Here is a 19,521-nt window from a genome sequence, read left to right on the forward strand (position 1 = left end):
GGCCGTTCGGAAGGACGGCCCTTTCGTGTCCCCTCGGACCAGGGTCCGTGCCGTTCCGGCGGCGAGACCGACCCCACGAGGAGACGCTGTGACCATCACGCCCCAGACCCCCGGCCCCGACACCATCGCCCCGGCTCCCTCCGCCGACACGCTCGGGACGTCCGCCGCCCGGGCCCGCAGCGCGGTGCTGGAGGAACAGATCCGCGAGGACCCAGGACGGTTCCGCATGCTGACGGGCGACCGCCCCACCGGTCGCCTGCACCTGGGCCACTACTTCGGCACGCTGCACAACCGCGTACGGCTGCAGGACCTCGGCGTCGAGACGTACGTGATCATCGCGGACTACCAGGTCCTGACCGACCGGGACGTGGCGGACAGCCTGACCGAGCACGTCGAGGAGCTCGTCCTGGACTACCTGGCCATCGGCGTCGACCCGGAACGCAGCACGATCTTCACGCACAGCGCGATCCCCGCCCTCAACCAGCTGATGCTGCCCTTCCTCAGCCTCGTCTCCGTCGCCGAACTCAGCCGCAATCCCACGGTCAAGGACGAGATCGCCCACTCGCGCCAGTCCGCCGTCAGCGGCCTGATGTTCACCTATCCCGTCCACCAGGCCGCCGACATCCTCTTCTGCAAGGGCAATCTGGTGCCGGTCGGCCAGGACCAGCTCCCGCACCTGGAGATCACCCGCACCATCGCCCGCCGCTTCAACGACCGCTACGGCAACGGCAGTACGGTCTTCCCGGAACCCGACGCCCTGCTCTCCAGCGCACCGCTGCTGCTCGGCACGGACGGAACCAAGATGAGCAAGAGCCGCCGCAACGCCGTCACGCTGGCCGCCGACGCCGACGAGACCGCCCGCCTGCTCAAGGGAGCCAAGACGGACTCCGAGCGGCACATCACCTACGACCCGGCGGGCCGCCCCGAGGTGTCCTCCCTCCTGCTGCTCGCGGCCCTGTGCCAGAACCGGACCCCCGAGGAGGTGGCCGACGACATCGGCTCGGCGGGCGCCGCCGCGCTGAAGAAGACCGTGACCGAGGCGGTCAACGAGTACCTGGCACCGCTCAGGGCCCGCCGCGCCGAGTACGCCCAGGACCGCGCCTACCTCCACCGCACCCTGCGCGAGGGCAACGAGCGCGCCCGCGCGGTGGCCGAGACCACGCTCGCGCAGGTGCGCGCGGCGATGTACAGCCACTACTGAGCGCCCCAGGGAGTGTCGTCGTCTCGGGCAGCGGTGACCATCGGAATCACCGCTGCCCTGGACGCCGCCCGCTGCCGCCTCCCGCCAGGGCCGACGCCGGCTGGAGCGGGCAAGAGGCTGCCGGACGAGCTGGGTGCCGGCACGCAACGTCGACGGCCATGGCAGCAGTTGCCCGGCCCAGGCGCCGGCCTCCGCCGGCGTGACGCCCGGCAGCCGGTCACCGACCCCGGCAGCCGGTCACCGACGGAACCGGGCAGCCGGTGTGGCCGTCAGCTGCTGACGGATCGCGCCGGCTCCGGAGCTGGGCTGCGCGTGCCCGCCGGGTCGGTGTCGTCGGGGAAGACCAGATCCGTCGCCGTCAGGGGTGCTCGGGCATCCAGGTGGGGGCGGGGAAGAGCGGTGGGCGGGTCGGCGCCCAGGCGCTCGCAGGTCAGCGCGGAGACGAGGACCGCGTCGTCCACGGCGATCCTCAGCACGCCCGGGTCGGCCGCGGCCAGCTGCTGCGGGATGTGCAGTCCGTGGCGGGCCAGCGCGCCGAGCAGCCCGGCGGTGAACGCGTCGCCCGCACCGACCGTGTCCACCACCGCGACCTTCTGCCCGGGACGGCTCAGGCTTCCCGCACGGGCGTGAAAGGCGTGAGCGCCGTCGGGACCGTCGGTGATGACGACGAGGAGCGCGCCCAGCTCCAGCCAGTGAGCGGCGATCCGCTCGATCGGCGTGTCCGGGTAGAGCCACTCGACGTCCTCACGGCTGGCCTTGACCAGATGGGCGGTGCCGACGCTGCCTTCGACGGCCCGCCTGCCACGCTCCGGGTCGCCCAGCAGGGCGGGGCGGACGTTGGGGTCGTAGCTGATCAGCGCCGTGCCCTCGGCGCGCAGGCGCCGGACGGCGGAGTCGATGCGCTCGGCGGCCGGCGAGGTCCAGGAGGCGACCGAGCCGAAGTGCAGTACGGCGGTGTCCCGCGGGACGAGGGCGGTCTCCGCCTCGGTCCACTGCCAGTCCGCGGTGCCGTCCAGGTAGAAGTCGTAACTCGCCCTTCCCGCCGCGTCCATGGAGACCACGGCGAGCGTGGTGGGCTCGGCGGCCGCCGGGGCGTACGTCAGGTCGATGCCCTCGGCGGCGGCGTGCGTGCGCAGCATCCGGCCGAAGGTGTTGTCGGCCAGGCGTGCCATGAGCGCGGTGCGGTGTCCGAGCCGGGCCAGGCCGACGGCGACGTTGAACGGGCTGCCACCGGGCCGGGCCCTGTAGTCGCCCGGTGCGTCGAGCTGGACCAGGTCGATGAGTGCTTCGCCGATCACGGTCACGGCCGGGAGCTGTGTGGCGGTTTGTGCGGTTTCAGTCATGGCGGGGCCCTTCGGCTGGGATCTCGCCGGAGCCCCGCTCGATCAGCCGGGTCGGCACGGTGACGGTGCGGGTGGGCGACTCGTCGCCGTCCAGCCTGCGGAAGAGCATCTCGGCGGCTGTCCTCCCCACCTGTTCGACGTCCTGGGCGATGACGGAGATGCCCGGGCTGAGGATGTCGGCCAGGGGGAAGTCGTCGAAGCCCACCTGGGCGACGGTGTCCTGCAGGCCCATGGCGCGTAGTGCGCGGACGGCACCTATGGTCACGAAGTTCTGGCTGGTGAACAGCGCCGTCGGCGGATCGGGCAGGGACAGGACCTGCTCGGTCGCGGCGACGGCCGCCTCCTCGCTGGACCCGACGTGGCGGACGATCTCCTCGTCGTATGCGATGTGCGCGACTTCCAGGGCGTGCCGGTAGCCGTCGAAGCGCTGGGCGGCGGTGGGAATGGAGGCGCGGTCGCCGAGGTAGGCGATGCGGCGGTGGCCTGCCTTGAGCAGGTGGTTGACGGCGGTGAGGGCGCCCTGCCGGTTCTCGGAGACGACGGCGTCCGCGTCGAGCAGGCCGGCCTCGCGGTCGACGAAGACCATGCGGGTGCCGGTGTGCTGCTCGTTGATGAGGTAGCTCTGGTCGCGTCCCGCGGGGACGATCACCAGCCCGTCGACCCGGCGGTCGACGAGCGCCTGGGCCAACTCCCGTTCGCGCGCCGGGTCTTCGTCGAGGCTGCCGACCAGTACCAGCACTCCGCGTTCCCGGGCCACGTTCTCCACCGTGCGGGTCAGAACGGCCGAGAAGGGGTTGGCCGCGTCCTCGACGAGCATGCCGATGGTGGCGGTGCGGCCGTCGCCGCGGCGCAGGCTGCTGGCGGTGAGGTTGGGCCGGTAGCCCAGTTTGTCGGCGGCCTCGCGGACCCTGGCGACGATCGCCGGATCGACGGTGGGGACGCCGTTGAAGACGCGCGAGACGGTCTTGATGGCCACTCCGGCCAGCGCCGCGACCTCACGCATGGTGGGGCGGCTGCGGGTGGACCGGGGCGCGGCCTCGCCCTGAGTCATCGTTGTCTCCAACCGGTTGTGCGTTACCTACTCGTTGCCCGCGCATGTCTATCAGCGTCTTGACGGGCTCGTCCATACAGGCCCAGTATCTCGCCCAGTCAACGTTGTCTCAGCGTCGGCCAAGGGACGGCTCCGAAAGGGAACAAGCGATGAACATCTCCTCCAGCCAGGCGTCGAGCCGCCGCAGTCGGCGCACCGGAGTGGCCGCGATCGGCGTCAGTGTCTGCCTCGGTGCCACGCTCGCGGCCTGCGGTTCCTCGAACGGAAGCTCCTCTTCGTCCGCGTCGGGCGGCGGCGGCAAGGTGGGTGTGTCGCTGATCCTGAAGACGCTCACCAACCCCTACTTCGTGAGCATGGAGAAGGACGCCAAGACCCAGGCCGCCAAGGACAACGTGAGTCTCACGGTGGCCGCGGGCAACACCGACGGCGACACCCAGACCCAGATCACCGCCATCGACAACGCCATATCCCGCGGCGACAAGGGCATCCTGATCACCACCAACGGCGACGCCGTGAACGCCGCCCTGAACCGGGCCAAGCAGGCCGGCCTCTTCGTGATCGCCCTGGACACCGCACCCAACCCGGCGAGCATCGCGAACATCACCTACGCCACCGACAACGAGCAGGCGGGCAAGCTCGACGGCCAGTACGCCGCGGCCGCCCTGAACGGCAAGCCCGCGGTCATCGCCATGCTCGACCTGTTCAACAACCAGGTCGTCTCCGTCGACATCAACCGCGACCACGGCTTCCTGGAGGGCATGGGCATCGACCCGGGCAGCAAGACCGAGAACGGCAAGGAAGCCAAGTCCGGCAAGTACACCGGCGGCAAGGGCGGAAGCTACATGGTCGCCTGCCACCAGCCCACCCAGGGTGCCATCGACGGCGGCCGCACCGCGATGGAGAACTGCCTGTCGGCCAACCCGGACATCAACGTCGTCTACGCGATCAACGAACCCGCGGGCGAGGGCGCCTACAACGCGCTGAAGGCGGCCGGCAAGGAGAAGAACGTCGCGATCTACGCGATCGACGGCAGCTGCGCCGGCCTGAAGAACCTCACCAGCGGCGAGTTCGCGGCCGATGCGGTGCAGTACCCGGGCAAGATGGCGGCCCTCGGCGTCGACTCGATCGCCAAGCTGGCCCGCGGCGGCAGCAAGCCCAGTGTGACCGGCGGCAAGACCTTCTACGACACCGGCACCGCGCTCGCCGCAGCGAAGCCCCTCGGCGGCCTGACCGTCCAGTCCCCCTCGCAGGCCGCCTCCGCCTGCTGGGGCAACTGACACCCCGAGCGGGTGCGACCGCCCCTCGACCGGGCGACTGCCCCCGAGCCGGGTGCGGCGCCGGAAGCCACCGTGATGGCACCGGCGTCGCACCCGCACCACACGAGCCCATGAGCCCGTACCAGGGAAGACACCGGAAGGACCCCCTGTGACCACCCACGTGGACCCTCAAGCCACACCGGCACCGGCGGAGGAGCTCCTCAACCGGCCCGCCACCCCCGCCCAGCGCATCCACTCGGTGCTGCACCGCCAGCCCGCACTCAGCCCGGCGATCGTCCTGGTACTCGCCGCTGTGGTGTTCTCCCTGGTCAACGACCGCTTCTACGCGCTGCAGAACCTCTCGCTCGTCGTCCAGCAGGTGGCCGTCATCGGCTCACTGGCCGTCGGGCAGACGGTCATCATCCTCACCGCAGGCATCGACCTGTCCATCGGCGCGGTCATGGTGCTCGCCTCGCTGCTGATGTCGAAGCTCGTCGCGGACAACCACTGGCCGGGCGGGGTGGCCCTGCTCGCCGGGGCGGTCGTCGCCATCGCCGCGCAGGCTCTGAACGGGCTACTGGTCACCAAGATCAAGCTGCCGCCGTTCATCGTCACCCTCGGCACCCTGAGCATCTTCACCGCGGTCACCCTCATCTACGCCAAGGGCCAGACCATCGCCCTGCAACCGGGCAACATCCTGATGTGGACCGCCAACACGGTCTCCCTCGGGCAGCTGAACCTGACCAACGGCGTCCTGATCATGATCGCCTTGTACGCGGTGATCGGCTACGCCCTGCGCTACACCGCCTGGGGCCGGCACCTGTACGCCGTGGGCGACGACGTCGAGGCGGCCCGCCTGGCCGGCATCTCCGTCAACCGGGTGCTGCTCAGCGCCTACATGGTCGGCGGCTTCGCCATCGCCGTGGGCGCCTGGATCCTGGTCGGCCGCGTCGGCGGCGGCGACCCCAACAGCGGCCTCAACGCCAACCTGCAGTCCATCACCGCGGTCGTCATCGGCGGCACCAGCCTGTTCGGCGGACGCGGCGTGGTGCTCGGCTCGCTGATCGGCGCGCTCATCGTCCAGGTCTTCGTCAACGGCCTCGCGCTGGCCGGCATCGACCCCAACTACCAAGTCCTCGCAGTCGGCATCCTGGTGATCGCGGCTGTCTCCGTCGACCAGTGGATCCGGAGTGTGAAGTCGTGACCACCGCCACCGCCCCCGTCCTCGAAGCCAAGGGCCTGGTCAAGCTCTTCGGCAAGGTCGTCGGCCTGAACGACGTCGACCTCACCCTCCACCCCGGCGAGGTCCTCGCCGTCATCGGCGACAACGGCGCCGGCAAGTCCACCCTGATCAAGTGCCTGTCCGGAGCCCTCGTCCCCGACCAGGGCAGCCTCTTCGTCAATGGCGAGGAGGTCCACTTCAAGCGGCCCCAGGACGCCCGCGAAGCCGGCATCGAGACCGTCTACCAGACCCTGGCCGTCGCTCCCGCGCTGGACATCGCCAGCAACCTGTTCCTCGCCCGCGAAGTCCGCCGCAAGGGCGTGCTGGGCTCGGTGTTCCGCATGCTCGACACCAGCGAGATGAAGCGTCAGGCCGCCGATCACATCAAGCGGCTCGGCATCGGCACCCTGCAGAACATCAACCAGGCCGTGGAAACCCTCTCCGGTGGCCAGCGGCAGTGCGTTGCCGTCGCCCGCACGGCAGCCTTCGGGGGCCGCGTCGTCATCCTCGACGAGCCGACCGCCGCCCTCGGCGTCCGCGAGACCGGGCAGGTCCTCAAACTCGTCCGCGACCTGCGCGACCAGGGCCTCGGCATCATCCTCATCAGCCACAACATGCCCAACGTCTTCGAGGTCGCCGACCGCATCCACATCCAGCGACTCGGCGGCTGCGCGGGTGTCATCACCCCGCAGTCGCACTCCATGGAGGACGCGGTGGCCATCATGACGGGCGCGAAGAAGCTCGCCCCCGAAGCGAGCTGAAGGGAAGATTAGGGGACATGTCCGCCGAGTACCGGATCGCCGAGGACCGTCTCGGCGGCGAACCCACTCTTGTCGTCTCCGCGCCGGACGAATCGGCCCGCGCCGTCCTCGCCCTGCGCGGAGCGACGCTGCTGAGCTGGCAGGTCAGGCATGGGGAGACAGGCCGGCTGAAGGAGCTGACGGACGGCTACCGCGACGAGAAGGAACTCCTCGCCCAGGACGGCGTACGCGCCGGCCTGATGGCTCCCTTCACCAACCGCATAGCCGACGGCCGCTACCGCTACGACGGACACGACCACGACCTGCTCCCCGGCCACCACGCGGACCGCCTGATCTACCACGGCTTCGCTCGCGAGACACCGTTCGAACTCGTCCATGCCACCACGACGGCCGACTCCGCCTGCCTGCTGCTGCGCACCACGGGCATCCGACCGGGCCGGTACCCGGGCTACCCGTTCGCCCTCGACCTCGAAGCCGAATTCACCGTCACGGCACGGGAGCTGAGCATCGAGGTCCGCGCGACGAACGTGGGCGACACCACCGCCCCCTACGCGGCGGGCTGGCACCCGTACTTCACCCTGTCGCAGTCCATCGGCGACCTGCTCCTGCACATCCCCGCCCACACCCTGATCCGCACCGACGCCTCCCTCATCCCCCTGCCCGGCGAGGACGCCCTGCTTCCCCTGGACGACTGCCCCGACATGGACTTCCGGGCACCGAAACGGCTGGGCGACGCGGTCATCGACGCCTGCTACGCGGACCTCAGCGGTTCCGGCAGCCGGTTCGAGACGGTGCTGACCGACACGGCGACCGGCGAGGAACTGCGGGTCTGGCAGTACGGCGGATACCTGCACGTCTTCACCGGAGACACCCTGGCCCGCGACCGGCGCGCCTCCATCGCACTCGAACCCGTCGAGACGATGACCAACGCCTTCAACCGCCCCGAACACGCCGCCCTCCTCGCCCTGGAACCCGGCCGAAGCCGCGCCTTCGGCTTCGGCGTCGTGTACGGCCGCATGAGCCGTGCGCCTGGAGATTCCTGAGACGGTGGAACGGCTGAGTCCCCAGGCGGAACTCCTTCCCCAGCAGATCGATCGCTTTCCGGGACTGCGTGCCGGGAAGCGTGAAGTCGTCCGTCGCGGTGCCGGAGACACTGCCGGCACCTGTGCCGACAGCGGCCAGGACGACGATCCATGCCATCAGGAAGAGCCGTCGTCGCCGGAAGACCGACCGGCCCGGACGGTGGAGGAAGGTGGCCACGGAGCTACTCCCACCAGGAGAAGAGGGGCGGTACGAGAATCGGGGCCCGCTCGGCCCTGCGCCCACGCCATGAGCGGATCTCCACGCCTCCCGGCACCACGGGACCGAATCCGCCCAGGAACCGGTACCGCAGTACTGGTACGGCCTCCCTGCGGGGAACGCTCGGCTCGGGCATTCCTCCCCGGCTGTCCTCGCCGCACAGACCCGGCGGTTCACTCAGCGGTCGGACACGGTGTCAGCCGAGGTTGTTGCCCCACAGGGACCTGTCGGAGCTCTTGAGGCTGGGGACGCCGCCGTACGTGCCGCCGTCGGCGGTGACGAGCGGGGCGGAGAGCTGGTCTTCCAGAAGGCCGTCGCGGACCCGCACGATGGTGCTCTCGTGGTCGGTCTTGCCGGGCTTGAACGTCTTCCCGTCGATCGCGGCCTTCAGGTAGTACAGGGCGTACTTGGCGTAAAGGTCGACCGGCTGGGAGACGGTGGCGTCGATGGTGCCGGCGGAGATGTCCTTGAGTTCCCTGGGGACGCCGTCGTTGGAGACGACGAACACGTGTTTCTTGTCCTTCGGGCCGGTCAACAGCCCCTCCTGCCTGAGCACGTGGAGCGTGCCGGACAGGGCCAGGCTGGCCTGCATGTAGATGCCCTTGATGTCCGGGTGGGCTGTCAGGTCGGTCTGGAGCTTCTGCGCGGCGATGGCGCCGTCCCAGTTGGTGGCCTCGCCGAACACCTGGATGCGCGGGTAGTTCTTCTTCATGCAGTCGTTGAATCCGTCGGTGCGGTCACGGCCGTTGATCGACGCGAGGTCGCCCTGGAGCATCACGGCCTTGCCCTTGCCGCCCAGCTTGGTGCCCAGGTACCTGCATGCCTTCTCGCCGTAGGCGCGGTTGTCGGCACGGACCACCATGTAGACCTTGCCGGTGTCGGGGCGGGTGTCGATGGTGACAACCGGGATCTTCGCCGCCTGCAACTGTGCCAGGATCGGCGCGATGGCAAAGGTGCTCTGCGGGGCCATCGCGATGCCCTTGACGCCCTGGAGGATGAGTGTCTGCGCGTCGGCGGCGAGTTTGGCGACATCGTTCTGCGAGTTGGTGGTCTTGAGCGAGAGGCCGAGCTGCTTGGCGTACTCCGGCGTGTACTTGATGAACGCGCTCCAGAAGTCGGTGTCGGAGCGTGGGTAGTCGACGCCGACCAGCGGCTTGCCGCCGCTCGACGTGGCCGTGATGCCGGAGCCGCCGCTGCAGGCGTTGAGCAGCACCAGTGCGCAGAGGGCGGACGCAGTGGAGCAGAGGACGGATCTGAGCCTCATCGGTACTTCCTAGCGCCGGGTCCCGAAGCGCCTGCCGTCTACCCCTCGGAAGGGCCGGCTGTGCCTCTTTTTCCAACATACATGCGAAAAGGCTCCCCTCATGTCCAGGTCGCTGCGGGCCTCACCGACGCCGCCCGTGGACATGTCAGGCACGCCCGTGCGCCTGCTGCGTATGCCGGGACAGTGAGTCGATGACCACCGCGGCGAAGAGCACCCCGCCCGTGATCACCAGCTGGACGGCGGTGGGCGTGTCGGTGAGGGCCATGCCCGAGGCGATCGACTGGATGACCAGGATGCCGAGCACTGCGGACCAGGTCGTACCGCGGCCTCCGAACAGACTGGTGCCGCCGATGACGGCGGCGGCGACGGCGTTGAGCAGCAGGACGCCGGAGCCGGAGTTCTGGCTCACCGACGTGATGCGCGAGGCCAGGAACAGGCCGCCGGTCGCCGCCAGGGTGCCGGAGACCGCGAGCACGGCCGTCTGTACGCCGGTCACGCTGAGGCTGGCGCGACGGGCCGCCTCGATGCTGCTCCCCAGTGCGTAGACCTGCCGTCCGTAGGGCGTGCGCCGGAGCATGATGTCGAGGCCCGCCACCACCGTGAGGAAGATCAGCAGAGCCAGTGGCAGGCCCTGGAACTGGTTCAGCAGATAGGCGGAGGCGAACGCGATCACCGCCACTACTGCTGTGCGCACCCCGATGGTGTGCAGCGGGCGGTGTGGCATGCCGACGGCCCTGCGGCGGCGCCTGTCCAGGTAGGAGGTGAGGAAGACCAGAGCTGTGGCGAGTGCCGCCACCGCGTAGGCGACGGCGGCGTTGGTGAAGTAGTAGCTGGTCAGGTGGGCGATGAGCCCGTTCTCGTCGAGGTTGACGGTGCCGCTGGTGCCGAGGATGGCGAGCATGAGGCCGTTCCACGTCAGCAGCCCGGCGAGGGTGACCACGAAGGCCGGCACCCGGGTCCTGGCGACGGAGTACCCCTGGACGGTTCCTGCCGCGGTGCCCGTCAGCACGGCGGCGATCAGGGCGAGCCACTCCGGCACGCCGTTGTTCACGTTGAGCACCGCGAAGACCGCGGCGGCGAGCCCGCTGATCGAGCCGACCGACAGGTCGAGTTCACCGAGCAGCAGCACGAAGACGATGCCGACCGCGATGAGGCCCGTGCCCACGATGTCCACGCTGAGGTTGGACAGGTTGCGGGGCGAGAGGAAGGTGGAGTTGATGCACTGGAAGATGATCCAGACCGCGGCGAGGACGAGGGTGACGGGAAGGTAGCCCAGCTCACCGGCGCTCAGCCTGCGCCGCCGGACGGCGATCCAGCCCGCCACGGCACGGGTGACGGCCCGCCCGGCGCGGCGCTGAGGGGCTTCCGTGGTGGCTGCCGCGGGATCGGCCCGCGTCTCGTCCGGCATGTCACGCATCCCTTTCACCACTCGGCCTCGCGGTGGGCCGGCCGGCGGGGCGCATTGTCCGTGGCGCCCGTGATGGAGGAGACGATCTGCTCCTGGGAGGTGGTACTCACGTCGAAGAAGCCGTTGTTGCGGCCGAGCCGCAGCACGGCGGCCCGGTCCGCGAGGGCCTTCACATCGCCCATGTTGTGGCTGATGAGCAGGATTCCCAGGCCGTGGTCGCGGAGACGGTCGACGAGGTCGAGGACCTCGGTGGTCTGCTCGAACCCCAGCGCCGCGGTCGGTTCGTCCAGAAGAAGGACGCGCGGGTCGCCGAGAAGCGAGCGGGCGATGGCGACGGTCTGCCGCTGGCCGCTGGACAGTGACACCAGCGGACCGCGCAGATCGAGGACGCTGCGGGTCAGGCGCTCCAGCAGCTGCCTGGTGCGGCGCTCCATCTCCACCTCATCGAGGAAACCGAACCTGCGGATCTCCCGTCCGAGGAAGAGGTTGCCTACGACGTCGAGGTTTCCGCACAGCGCCAGGTCCTGGTAGACGGTGGAGATGCCGAGGTCCCGGGCTTCTTGGGGACGCCGTATGTGAACGGGCCGGCCCTCCCACTCGATGCTCCCCTTGTCCGCGGGAGCGACTCCGGAGATCACCTTGACCAGGGTGGACTTGCCGGCTCCGTTGTCGCCGAGCAGGGCGAGGACCTGGCCGGCGTGGATCTCCAGCTCGATGTCCTGGAGGACCTCGACGACGCCGAAGCGCTTGCACACGCCGTGCAGGGCGAGCAAGGGAGGCGGCAAGAGAATCATCTCCTTCCCGGACCTGGGGTCGGCCGGTCCCGCCTGTCAGGTCAGCCCGGCCTTGTGGCAGTCGCCCGCGAGTGGCGGGGTGCAGATCTGTTCGAGCGTGTACACGCCCTCCTTCACCAAGGTGTTCTTGATGGTGGCAAGGGTCACGGGCACCGGGGTGAGCAGCACGGCCGGAACCTCCGCGCCGCTGCGGGTTTTCACCCGGCTGGTGGCCACCCCGTCGAGGCGCTGACCACGCGCGGCGGCCACGGCCATGGCGCCGCCGGCGGCAGCCTCGGGTCCGAACGGCTTGTAGACCGTCATGTACTGATCGCCGCCGACAATGCGCCGTACGGCTGCGAGCTCGGCGTCCTGCCCGGTGACGGGCGGCAGCGGGCTGACCTTGTTGGCCTTGAGGGCGGCGATACTGCCGCCGGCGAGGCCGTCGTTGGCGGCGTAGACGCCGTTGATGCTGCCGGCGCCCAGGGCGGCGATGGCTCCGGACATGTTCCGGTTCGCCGCCTCCGCGCTCCACTGCGGTGTGTCGTACTCCTTGGCGATCTTCACCTTCCCCTGGAGTTCGGACAGTGCGCCCTGCTTGAACGACAGCGAGTTGGGGTCGCCGGGGTCGCCGTTCATCATCACGATCCGGCCGTCGTGCGCCTTGGCGCCCATGGCCGTCAGCAGCGCCTTGCCCTGGAGCCTGCCGACCTCCTGGCCGTCGAAGGAGACGTAGCCCGAGATCGGGCCCTCGGCGAGGCGGTCGTAGGCGATGACCGGGATGTGTGCGGCAGCCGCTCTGTCGACCGAGGGGCGCATGGCCCTGGCGTCGACGGCCGTCAGCAAGATGGCACTGACCCCGTTGGCGATCGACGAGTCCATCTGTTCCTGCTGGATGGCCACGTCACCTTTGGCGTTGGCGTGCTCGATCGTGCAGTCGCCGCACAGCTGCCGGATCTTCTGCTCCAGCAGCGGCCTGTCCTGCGTCTCCCAGCGGGCGGTGGTGGAGTCGGGCAGCAGCACGCCGATCTTCAGCGCGCCCCCTGGGGCGGAGGTGTTCCCGGCACCCGATCCGCAGGCGGCGAGAGACACGGCCGTCGAGACCGCGGCCAGGGCAAGGGCGGTGTCCCGGACGCAGGCCTTCATGCGCGAGGCCTCCCTCCTCCCTGAAGCCACGCGGCTGCAACCGCGGTGCGGCAGCATGGCCCACCGGGGCGAGGCGGGGTCTCGGCCCACACCCGCCCGGACCGAGCGAAAGCGGCAAAACGACCATGCCGTCAGTGTGACACCGGCCACGGTGAACTGCGAACCCGGTGCTGCGCAGCCGACATCACGTCGATCTGTCTGGTTCGTCCCTCTATGCGATTCTGGTAGGGGGAGTGCCCAAGCGGTAGCCGGTCGGCACCCCGGCACGGACGGGAGGTAGATGCGGACATGCCTCACGACGGCAGTGCCCGGGCCGGACTCTCGCAGCCGGGGACAGCCGGGGCCGGCGTCGCGGACACCGGCTCACCGCCGGGGCCGGAGACCCCCCTGAGCGTCGGCGCCCTGATGTTCGCCGGAGCGGAGCTGGCAGTGCTCTATGTGCCCGGCGCAGGTTCTGACGACCTTCGGTCGGTGGACACGGCCGGATGCGCCCCTGCCGGGTACGGACTGCCGGAGCGCCTGGCCCTGTCCGGCGACTCGCCTGCGGCCCGCGCCTGCCGCACCTCCCACCCCGTGTGGCTGACCCCCGCGGCACTCGCCTCCTGCCCCGAAGGACGTCCGGTGCCGCCGCGGGCCCGGACATCGCTCGGTGCGCTGCCCCTCGGCGCCGAGGGCGGGCGGCTCGGCTGCCTCGTCGTCGTGGGCGCCGGCGAGAACGGCTTCGACACCGGGCAGCAGCGCTTCCTGGAGCGCTACGCCGACGCGGTCGCCGGCGTGCTGGAGGCCGGGGCCGGGGGAGGGCCGCCGCCGGCACCCTTGAGTTCCGCACTACGCCGCATGCGCGTCGGCTCCTTCGTCCTGGTGCCGGAAACCGGCGTGATCGACGCGGACGAGACGCTGTGCGAACTGGTCGGCATCAGGCCGGACGACTTCGACGGCAAGGCGGACTCCCTGCTCGCGCACGCACTGCCGGAAGACCTGCACGCGCTGATGTCGGTGCTGGAGCCGTCCACCCAGATCTCCGGCCGACGGGAACTGGACTTCCGCGTCCGCTGCCCCACCGGTGAGATGCGCTGGCTGAGTCTGAGGTGCCGCGTGGCGGCGGGTCCCGACGACCGGCCGGAGCAGGTGCTGGGTGTGGTGACGGCGACCTCGGTCCTGCACCGGGGCGCCGACGACGTCTCCCGGATCCAGTGGTTGACCGCCGCACTCGACGAGGCCACCACCGTGCGCGACGTCAGCCACGTGGTGGTCACGGCCCTGCGCGAGCCCCTGAGCGCCGACCGGGTGGCGTTCGCCGAGCTGCAGCACGAACGGCTCCAGGTCACCCTGCTCGACCCGGCGCAGCCCGCCGCCTGGCCGCAGACATGGCGTCTTCAGTGGCGTTCGGAGTGGCCGGACGCGCCTCTCAGTGCCCTGCCCACCCTGCAGATGGCTCTGCGCGACGGACGTATGGACCTGTGGCCGGCAGGCACCGCCTTGGAACCGGGACTCGACGGCATCGGCCCCGGAGGCCTCGCCGTCCTGCCGCTGCCCGCCAGAGGCCGGGTCGCCGGCGTGTGCCTGATCGGCTGGGACCGGCCGCACGAGTTCGTCCCCGAGGAACGTTCGCTGCTGACCGCCACCGCCTCACTGGCCGGCCAGGCGCTCACCCGCGCCCACGCCTATGACGCCGAACAGGAACTCGCGACGATGCTGCAGCGCAGCCTGCTGCCACGACGTCTGCCCGAGCTTCCCGGCGGGATCGCCGTCGCCCGCTATCTGCCCGCCCGGCGAGGACTGCAGGTGGGCGGCGACTGGTACGACGTGATCGCCCTCTCCGAGGACCGGGTGGCGCTGGTCATCGGCGACGTGCAGGGCCACAGCGCCGCAGCCGCGACGATCATGGGCCAGATGCGTACCGCGGTCAGGGCGTACGCGGTGGAGGGTCACCCGCCCGACGTGGTCGTCTCGCACGCCAACCGCCTCCTCGTCGGCATGGAGACGGATCTCTTCGCCACCTGCTGCTACGCCGAACTGAACATGGACGAGGGCGACGTTCTGTTCGTCCGGGCCGGGCACGTCGCACCGCTGCTGCGCCATCCCGACGGCGCCACCGAGGAGGTCGAGGTCGAGGGCAGCCTTCCGCTGGGCATCTCCATGGAGGCGGACTTCCCGATGACCGCGGTGGCACTGGCGCCCGGAACGATGCTCGCCCTGGTCACCGACGGGCTGATCGAGGCCGCCGACCTGTCCCTGGACGAGGGCATGCGCCGCACGCGCGCCACCCTCGCCGCGGCCGACCCGTCGGATCTCGGGCGGGTGGCCGACGCCCTGCTGGGCGACGTCGGCCGTCGCGAGGACGATGTGGCGCTGTTGCTGCTGCGGTACGACGGCATGAAGACCCGGCCGATCCGGGCGGGCTGGGTGGTGTGGCGGCTGCCCGACGCGGTCATGCACGCCCGCCGGTTCACCGCGCGCACGCTGCGCAGCTGGAAGGTCGAAGAAGCCACCGACCCGGTGCTGCTGGTGGTGTCCGAGCTCGTCACCAACGCCCTGGTGCACACCCAGGGCCCGGTCCGTCTCGACCTGATGCTCCGCGGGGACCGGGTGCGTGTCTGCGTGAGCGACTCCTCTCCGCGGGCACCCGCCAAGCCCGTGATCGTGGACTGGGAGTCGACCGGCGGCCGGGGCCTGCTCCTGGTCGAGGCGATGTCGGAGTCCTTCGGCACGGTGCCGGTGGCCGGCGGCAAGCAGGTGTGCAGCGAGATAGCGGTACCGCGTCGTGAACCGGCTTCGGTCGGCGCAGGACCGGGCGCCGAGGAGGGGGACCGGTCATGACGTGTCGCAGGCAAAGGGTGACGCCCCGTACGCGATATGTCGTCGGCGCGCTGGTCGCGGGCCTGCTGGTCATGCCCTCGGCCGCCTGCACAGGAGGCGGAACAGCCACCACGGACAGCTTCACCGTCGGCCTGCTGTTGCCGAGCCGGGTGGTGCCACGCTGGGAGAACTCCGACAAGCCGCTGATCGAGCGACGGGTGAAACAGCTCTGCCCGCACTGCAACGTCACCTATGCCAACGCCGCCGACGACGCGACGGCCCAGCGGCAACAGATGATCGCCATGATCACCAGGGGGGTCAGAGTCCTCATTCTCGTCGCCACCGACAACAGGGTGCAGCGCTCGTCCGTCCAGGCGGCGCACGACGCGGGCGTCCCCGTCGTCTCCTACGACAGGCTCGCCGACGGGCCGATCTCGGGCTACGTCAGCTTCGACGGCGTACAGGTCGGCAGGCTGCAGGGCCAGGCCCTCCTGAAGGCCATGCACGCCCCGGCCGAGGACGGGACCATCGTCATGATGAACGGCGACCCGACCAGCTCCAACGCCCCGTTGTACAAGAGGGGTGCACTGTCCGTCCTGCAGGGCAAGGTGAGGATCGGCCGTTCCTACGACACCCTGGGCTGGGGCACGGACAACGCGAACGCCAACATGTCTGCCGCCATCTCGGCCCTGGGCCCGGGCCGGATCGACGGCGTCCTGGCCGCCAACGACGCCATCGCCGCAGGCGTCATCTCCGCACTCAAGACCGCCCACGTCAGGCGCCTGCCACCGGTCACCGGCCAGGACGCCGACCTCGACGCGGTGCAGCGCATCGTGGGCGGCGAGCAGTCCATGACGGTGTACAAGTCCTTCCGCGCGGAAGCCGAAGCAGCCGCTGCCATGGCCGTCGCCCTGGGCCGCGGGGAGAAGCTGCGCACCATCGCCACGACGACGATCGACAGCCCCACCACCCACCACATCCCGTCCGTGCTCCTCACCCCGGTCGCCGTGACCACCGCCAACATCAAGCAGACCCTCGTCAAGGACGGTGTGTACACCATCGACCAGATCTGCACACCGCAGCTGCGGGCCGCTTGTGCGAAGGCAGGGCTGACTCCGTAGAGGGCGATCGGCTCCTTGCCTGCGCATCGATCATGGCGGAGGCAGGGGTCTATGCTCACTTCATGCCCGAGGCCGGAGGCAAGGGGCGCACCGCGTGGGAGCTGGCCGTGGAATATAAGGCAAATGAGCTATGGGGCCTGGGTAGATGTTGAGAGAGGTCGCTGCAACCCGTTACATCGAACCCCTCCGCTCGGGCGGCTCCGTCCCAGGAGTCGTCGAGGCCGACGACCTCGGCATGTACGTGGTGAAGTTCACCGGCTCGGCGCAGGGGCACAAGGCGCTGGTGGCCGAGGTGATCGTCGGGGAACTCGCCCGTGCGCTGGGCCTGCGCTTCCCGGAGCTGGTGCTCGTCCGCTTCGATCCGGCGATCGCGGCGGAGGAGCCCCATCAGGAGGTCCGGGACCTGCACGGCGCGAGCGCGGGGGTGAACCTCGGCATGGACTATCTGCCGGGCGCCGCCGACTTCACCCCGAAGGTCGCGAAGAGCTTCCCCGTGGACCCGCTGGAGGCGGGCCGGATCGTCTGGCTGGACGCGCTCACGGTCAACGTGGACCGCACGGTGCACAGCTCCAACCTCATGGTCTGGCCCACGCTCGGCACCGTACCGCCGCGCCTGTGGCTCATCGACCACGGCGCCGCGCTCGTCTTCCACCACCGCTGGGACACCACGGCCCCGGGCAAGAGCTACGACTTCCGGCACCACGCCCTCGGCCACTACGGACCCGACGTCCGGGCGGCCGACGCCGAACTGGCCCCCAGGGTCACCGAGGAACTGCTGCGGGGCATCGTCGCCCAGGTGCCGGACGCGTGGCTGGCCGAGGACGCCGGCTTCGCGACCCCGGACGACGTCCGCGCCGCCTACGTCGACTACCTGCTGGCCCGGGTCCGCCTGTCACGGGAGTGGCTGCCCACCGACTTCCCGAGCCATGAGCAGCTCGCCGCCGAGGACGCCGCCCGCGCGGCGCGGACCCAGGCGGGCCGCCCGGCCTGGCTCAAACGCGTCCCCGACCTGCACGGCAAGCCGGCCGCGGAGCAGGACTGGTCGGCTCACCTGGGCTGAACACGCGCGAGCGGCCCCGGGACGTGAACTCCCGGGGCCGCTCACCCGTGTCAGGTTCAGCCCTTGAGCTGCTCGTACGCCGGCAGGGTGAGGAAGTCGGCGTAGTTCTCGTCCAGGGAGACCGTCAGCAGCAGGTCATGGGCCTCCTGCCAGTGGCCGGCGGCGAAGGCCTCCTCGCCGATCTCCTGGCGGATGGCGGACAGTTCCTCGGCGGCGACCTTGCGGGCCAGCTCGGGCGTGGCCGTGTCGCCGTTCTCGAACTCGACGCCTGCGTTGATCCACTGCCAGATCTGGGAGCGGGAGATCTCGGCGGTGGCCGCGTCCTCCATCAGGTTGAAGATGGCGACCGCGCCGAGACCGCGCAGCCAGGCCTCGATGTAGCGGATGCCGACCTGGACGGCGTTGACGAGACCGCTGTACGTCGGCTTCGCGTCCAGCGAGTCGATCGCGATCAGGTCGGCCGCCTCGACGTGGACGTCCTCGCGCAGCCGGTCCTTCTGGTTCGGCTTGTCGCCGAGGACCTTGTCGAAGGACTCCATGGCGATCGGCACGAGGTCGGGGTGCGCGACCCAGGAGCCGTCGAACCCGTCGTTCGCCTCACGGTCCTTGTCGGCGCGGACCTTCTCGAAGGCCACCTTGTTGACCTCGGCGTCCTTGCGGGACGGGATGAAGGCCGCCATGCCGCCGATCGCGTGCGCGCCGCGCTTGTGGCAGGTACGCACGAGGAGTTCGGTGTAGGCCCGCATGAACGGGGCGGTCATCGTCACCGCGTTGCGGTCCGGCAGGACGAACCTGGCGCCGCCGTCGCGGAAGTTCTTCACGATGGAGAACAGGTAGTCCCAGCGCCCGGCGTTCAGCCCGGAGGCGTGGTCGCGCAGTTCGTAGAGGATCTCCTCCATCTCGTACGCGGCCGTGATCGTCTCGATCAGGACGGTGGCGCGGATGGTGCCCTGCGGGATGCCGACGTAGTCCTGCGCGAAGACGAAAACGTCGTTCCAGAGGCGGGCCTCCAGGTGCGACTCGGTCTTCGGCAGGTAGAAGTACGGGCCCTTGCCGAGGTCCAGCAGCCGCTGGGCGTTGTGGAAGAAGTACAGGCCGAAGTCGACGAAGGCGCCCGGGACGGCGTGGCCGTCGGCGTCGACCAGGTGCCGCTCGGTCAGGTGCCAGCCGCGCGGGCGCATGACGACGGTCGCCAGCTCCTCGTTCGGGCGCAGGGCGTAGGACTTGCCCGACTTCGGGTCGGTGAAGTCGATGTTCCGGGTGTAGGCGTCGGCCAGGTTGACCTGACCGAGGACGACGTTCTCCCAGGTGGGAGCGGAGGCGTCCTCGAAGTCGGCGAGCCAGACCTTCGCGCCCGAGTTCAGCGCGTTGATGGTCATCTTGCGGTCGGTGGGGCCGGTGATCTCGACGCGCCGGTCGTTCAGCGCGGCCGGGGCCGGGGCGACCTTCCAGGAGTCGTCCGCGCGGATGGCGGCGGTCTCCGGGAGGAAGTCGAGCGTGGAGGTGCGGGCGATCTCGGCGCGGCGCTCGGCCCGGCGGGCGAGGAGTTCGTCACGGCGCGGGGTGAACCGCCGGTGCAGCTCCGCCACGAAGGCGAGCGCCGCGTCCGTGAGGATCTCTTCCTGCCGGGGCAGGGGCTCGGCGTCGACGATGGCCAGCGGGGACGGCGCTGGTGCGGACATGAGCTGTCACTTCCTTCAGCGGTGGCACCAAGTGCCAAGAGGCACGAACAGGGCGAACAGCGCCGACTGTGCGGGCAGGCGCTTCTGAACAGTGGATAGTAGTTTCCTCATCGTGGAACTTCAATGGTTTGTTGA

The 19,521-nt window shown here is 70.1% G+C and carries 15 protein-coding genes; 8 read left to right on the forward strand and 7 right to left on the reverse strand.

Annotation, left to right across the window (positions count from 1 at the left end):
• The first annotated feature begins 88 nt into the window (after nt 1–88).
• On the forward strand, nt 89–1,201 hold the full coding sequence (gene trpS / locus LE548_RS06900) for a tryptophan--tRNA ligase (RefSeq protein WP_374116029.1): 1,113 nt from the start codon (nt 89–91) through the stop codon (nt 1,199–1,201).
• A gap of 269 nt (nt 1,202–1,470) precedes the next feature.
• On the opposite strand, the gene LE548_RS06905 is transcribed toward trpS, so the two are convergent.
• Both LE548_RS06905 and LE548_RS06910 read right to left on the reverse strand, forming a co-directional pair.
• Nucleotides 1,471–2,544: a carbohydrate kinase gene (locus LE548_RS06905; RefSeq protein ID WP_225095753.1), complete on the reverse strand. Its 1,074-nt coding sequence runs from the start codon at nt 2,542–2,544 to the stop codon at nt 1,471–1,473.
• On the reverse strand, nt 2,537–3,595 hold the full coding sequence (locus LE548_RS06910; protein WP_225095754.1) for a LacI family DNA-binding transcriptional regulator: 1,059 nt from the start codon (nt 3,593–3,595) through the stop codon (nt 2,537–2,539). The genes LE548_RS06905 and LE548_RS06910 overlap by 8 nt, the downstream gene beginning before the upstream one ends.
• Nucleotides 3,596–3,744: 149 nt before the next feature.
• Here LE548_RS06910 and LE548_RS06915 point away from each other — a divergent pair, with 149 nt between their 5' ends.
• The 4 genes from LE548_RS06915 (at nt 3,745) to LE548_RS06930 (ending at nt 7,877) form a co-directional block, all read left to right on the forward strand.
• Complete coding sequence (locus LE548_RS06915; protein ID WP_225095755.1) at nt 3,745–4,872, forward strand: substrate-binding domain-containing protein; 1,128 nt, start codon at nt 3,745–3,747, stop codon at nt 4,870–4,872.
• A gap of 148 nt (nt 4,873–5,020) precedes the next feature.
• Nucleotides 5,021–6,055: an ABC transporter permease gene (locus LE548_RS06920; protein ID WP_225095756.1), complete on the forward strand. Its 1,035-nt coding sequence runs from the start codon at nt 5,021–5,023 to the stop codon at nt 6,053–6,055.
• Nucleotides 6,052–6,834, forward strand: coding sequence for an ATP-binding cassette domain-containing protein (locus tag LE548_RS06925; RefSeq protein WP_225095757.1), 783 nt, complete (start codon nt 6,052–6,054; stop codon nt 6,832–6,834). Before LE548_RS06920 ends, LE548_RS06925 begins: the two co-directional genes overlap by 4 nt.
• A 17-nt stretch (nt 6,835–6,851) precedes the next feature.
• Entirely contained in the window at nt 6,852–7,877 is a 1,026-nt protein-coding gene (locus LE548_RS06930; protein WP_225095758.1) for an aldose 1-epimerase, read from the forward strand.
• Between the two features lie 452 nt (nt 7,878–8,329).
• On the opposite strand, the gene LE548_RS06935 is transcribed toward LE548_RS06930, so the two are convergent.
• The 4 genes from LE548_RS06935 to LE548_RS06950 form a co-directional block, all read right to left on the reverse strand.
• Nucleotides 8,330–9,397, reverse strand: coding sequence for a sugar ABC transporter substrate-binding protein (locus LE548_RS06935; RefSeq protein ID WP_225095759.1), 1,068 nt, complete (start codon nt 9,395–9,397; stop codon nt 8,330–8,332).
• 145 nt (nt 9,398–9,542) lie between these two features.
• The gene (locus LE548_RS06940; RefSeq protein ID WP_225095760.1) at nt 9,543–10,814 is read right to left on the reverse strand and encodes a sugar ABC transporter permease; all 1,272 of its coding nucleotides are present in this window, start codon (nt 10,812–10,814) and stop codon (nt 9,543–9,545) included.
• Nucleotides 10,815–10,819: 5 nt separating this feature from the next.
• A complete protein-coding gene (locus tag LE548_RS06945) occupies nt 10,820–11,599 on the reverse strand; it encodes an ATP-binding cassette domain-containing protein (protein WP_225095761.1) in 780 nt (259 codons plus the stop codon).
• Between the two features lie 36 nt (nt 11,600–11,635).
• Entirely contained in the window at nt 11,636–12,724 is a 1,089-nt protein-coding gene (locus LE548_RS06950; RefSeq protein ID WP_225095762.1) for a substrate-binding domain-containing protein, read from the reverse strand.
• A 288-nt stretch (nt 12,725–13,012) separates the two neighbouring features.
• On the opposite strand from LE548_RS06950, the gene LE548_RS06955 reads away from it, so the two are divergent.
• From LE548_RS06955 to LE548_RS06965, 3 genes are all read left to right on the forward strand, one after another.
• A complete protein-coding gene (locus LE548_RS06955) occupies nt 13,013–15,544 on the forward strand; it encodes a SpoIIE family protein phosphatase (protein ID WP_225095763.1) in 2,532 nt (843 codons plus the stop codon).
• Nucleotides 15,541–16,644 carry a sugar ABC transporter substrate-binding protein gene (locus tag LE548_RS06960; RefSeq protein WP_225095764.1) on the forward strand — a complete coding sequence of 368 codons (1,104 nt, stop codon included), beginning with the start codon at nt 15,541–15,543 and terminating at the stop codon, nt 16,642–16,644. The genes LE548_RS06955 and LE548_RS06960 overlap by 4 nt, the downstream gene beginning before the upstream one ends.
• Before the next feature lie 145 nt (nt 16,645–16,789).
• Nucleotides 16,790–17,704: a HipA family kinase gene (locus LE548_RS06965; RefSeq protein ID WP_225095765.1), complete on the forward strand. Its 915-nt coding sequence runs from the start codon at nt 16,790–16,792 to the stop codon at nt 17,702–17,704.
• Nucleotides 17,705–17,760: 56 nt separating this feature from the next.
• Here the strand turns inward: LE548_RS06965 and aceB are convergent, their stop codons facing one another.
• On the reverse strand, nt 17,761–19,386 hold the full coding sequence (gene aceB, locus LE548_RS06970; protein WP_225095766.1) for a malate synthase A: 1,626 nt from the start codon (nt 19,384–19,386) through the stop codon (nt 17,761–17,763).
• Nucleotides 19,387–19,521: the final 135 nt, after the last annotated feature.

It is taken from the genome of Streptomyces sp. CoH27, assembly GCF_020181035.1.
GTDB classification, from domain to species: domain Bacteria; phylum Actinomycetota; class Actinomycetes; order Streptomycetales; family Streptomycetaceae; genus Streptomyces; species Streptomyces camelliae.

What these genes read in the sequence shown, in the direction of transcription:
- LE548_RS06945 (WP_225095761.1), bottom strand. Translation starts at nt 11,599, where the DNA reads ATGATTCTCTTGCCGCCTCCCTTGCTCGCCCTGCACGGCGTGTGCAAG.
- LE548_RS06965 (WP_225095765.1), top strand. Translation starts at nt 16,790, where the DNA reads ATGTTGAGAGAGGTCGCTGCAACCCGTTACATCGAACCCCTCCGCTCG.
- LE548_RS06955 (WP_225095763.1), top strand. Translation starts at nt 13,013, where the DNA reads ATGCCTCACGACGGCAGTGCCCGGGCCGGACTCTCGCAGCCGGGGACA.
- LE548_RS06915 (WP_225095755.1), top strand. Translation starts at nt 3,745, where the DNA reads ATGAACATCTCCTCCAGCCAGGCGTCGAGCCGCCGCAGTCGGCGCACC.
- LE548_RS06950 (WP_225095762.1), bottom strand. Translation starts at nt 12,724, where the DNA reads ATGAAGGCCTGCGTCCGGGACACCGCCCTTGCCCTGGCCGCGGTCTCG.
- aceB (WP_225095766.1), bottom strand. Translation starts at nt 19,386, where the DNA reads ATGTCCGCACCAGCGCCGTCCCCGCTGGCCATCGTCGACGCCGAGCCC.
- LE548_RS06935 (WP_225095759.1), bottom strand. Translation starts at nt 9,397, where the DNA reads ATGAGGCTCAGATCCGTCCTCTGCTCCACTGCGTCCGCCCTCTGCGCA.
- LE548_RS06960 (WP_225095764.1), top strand. Translation starts at nt 15,541, where the DNA reads ATGACGTGTCGCAGGCAAAGGGTGACGCCCCGTACGCGATATGTCGTC.
- LE548_RS06930 (WP_225095758.1), top strand. Translation starts at nt 6,852, where the DNA reads ATGTCCGCCGAGTACCGGATCGCCGAGGACCGTCTCGGCGGCGAACCC.
- LE548_RS06905 (WP_225095753.1), bottom strand. Translation starts at nt 2,544, where the DNA reads ATGACTGAAACCGCACAAACCGCCACACAGCTCCCGGCCGTGACCGTG.
- LE548_RS06940 (WP_225095760.1), bottom strand. Translation starts at nt 10,814, where the DNA reads ATGCGTGACATGCCGGACGAGACGCGGGCCGATCCCGCGGCAGCCACC.
- LE548_RS06910 (WP_225095754.1), bottom strand. Translation starts at nt 3,595, where the DNA reads ATGACTCAGGGCGAGGCCGCGCCCCGGTCCACCCGCAGCCGCCCCACC.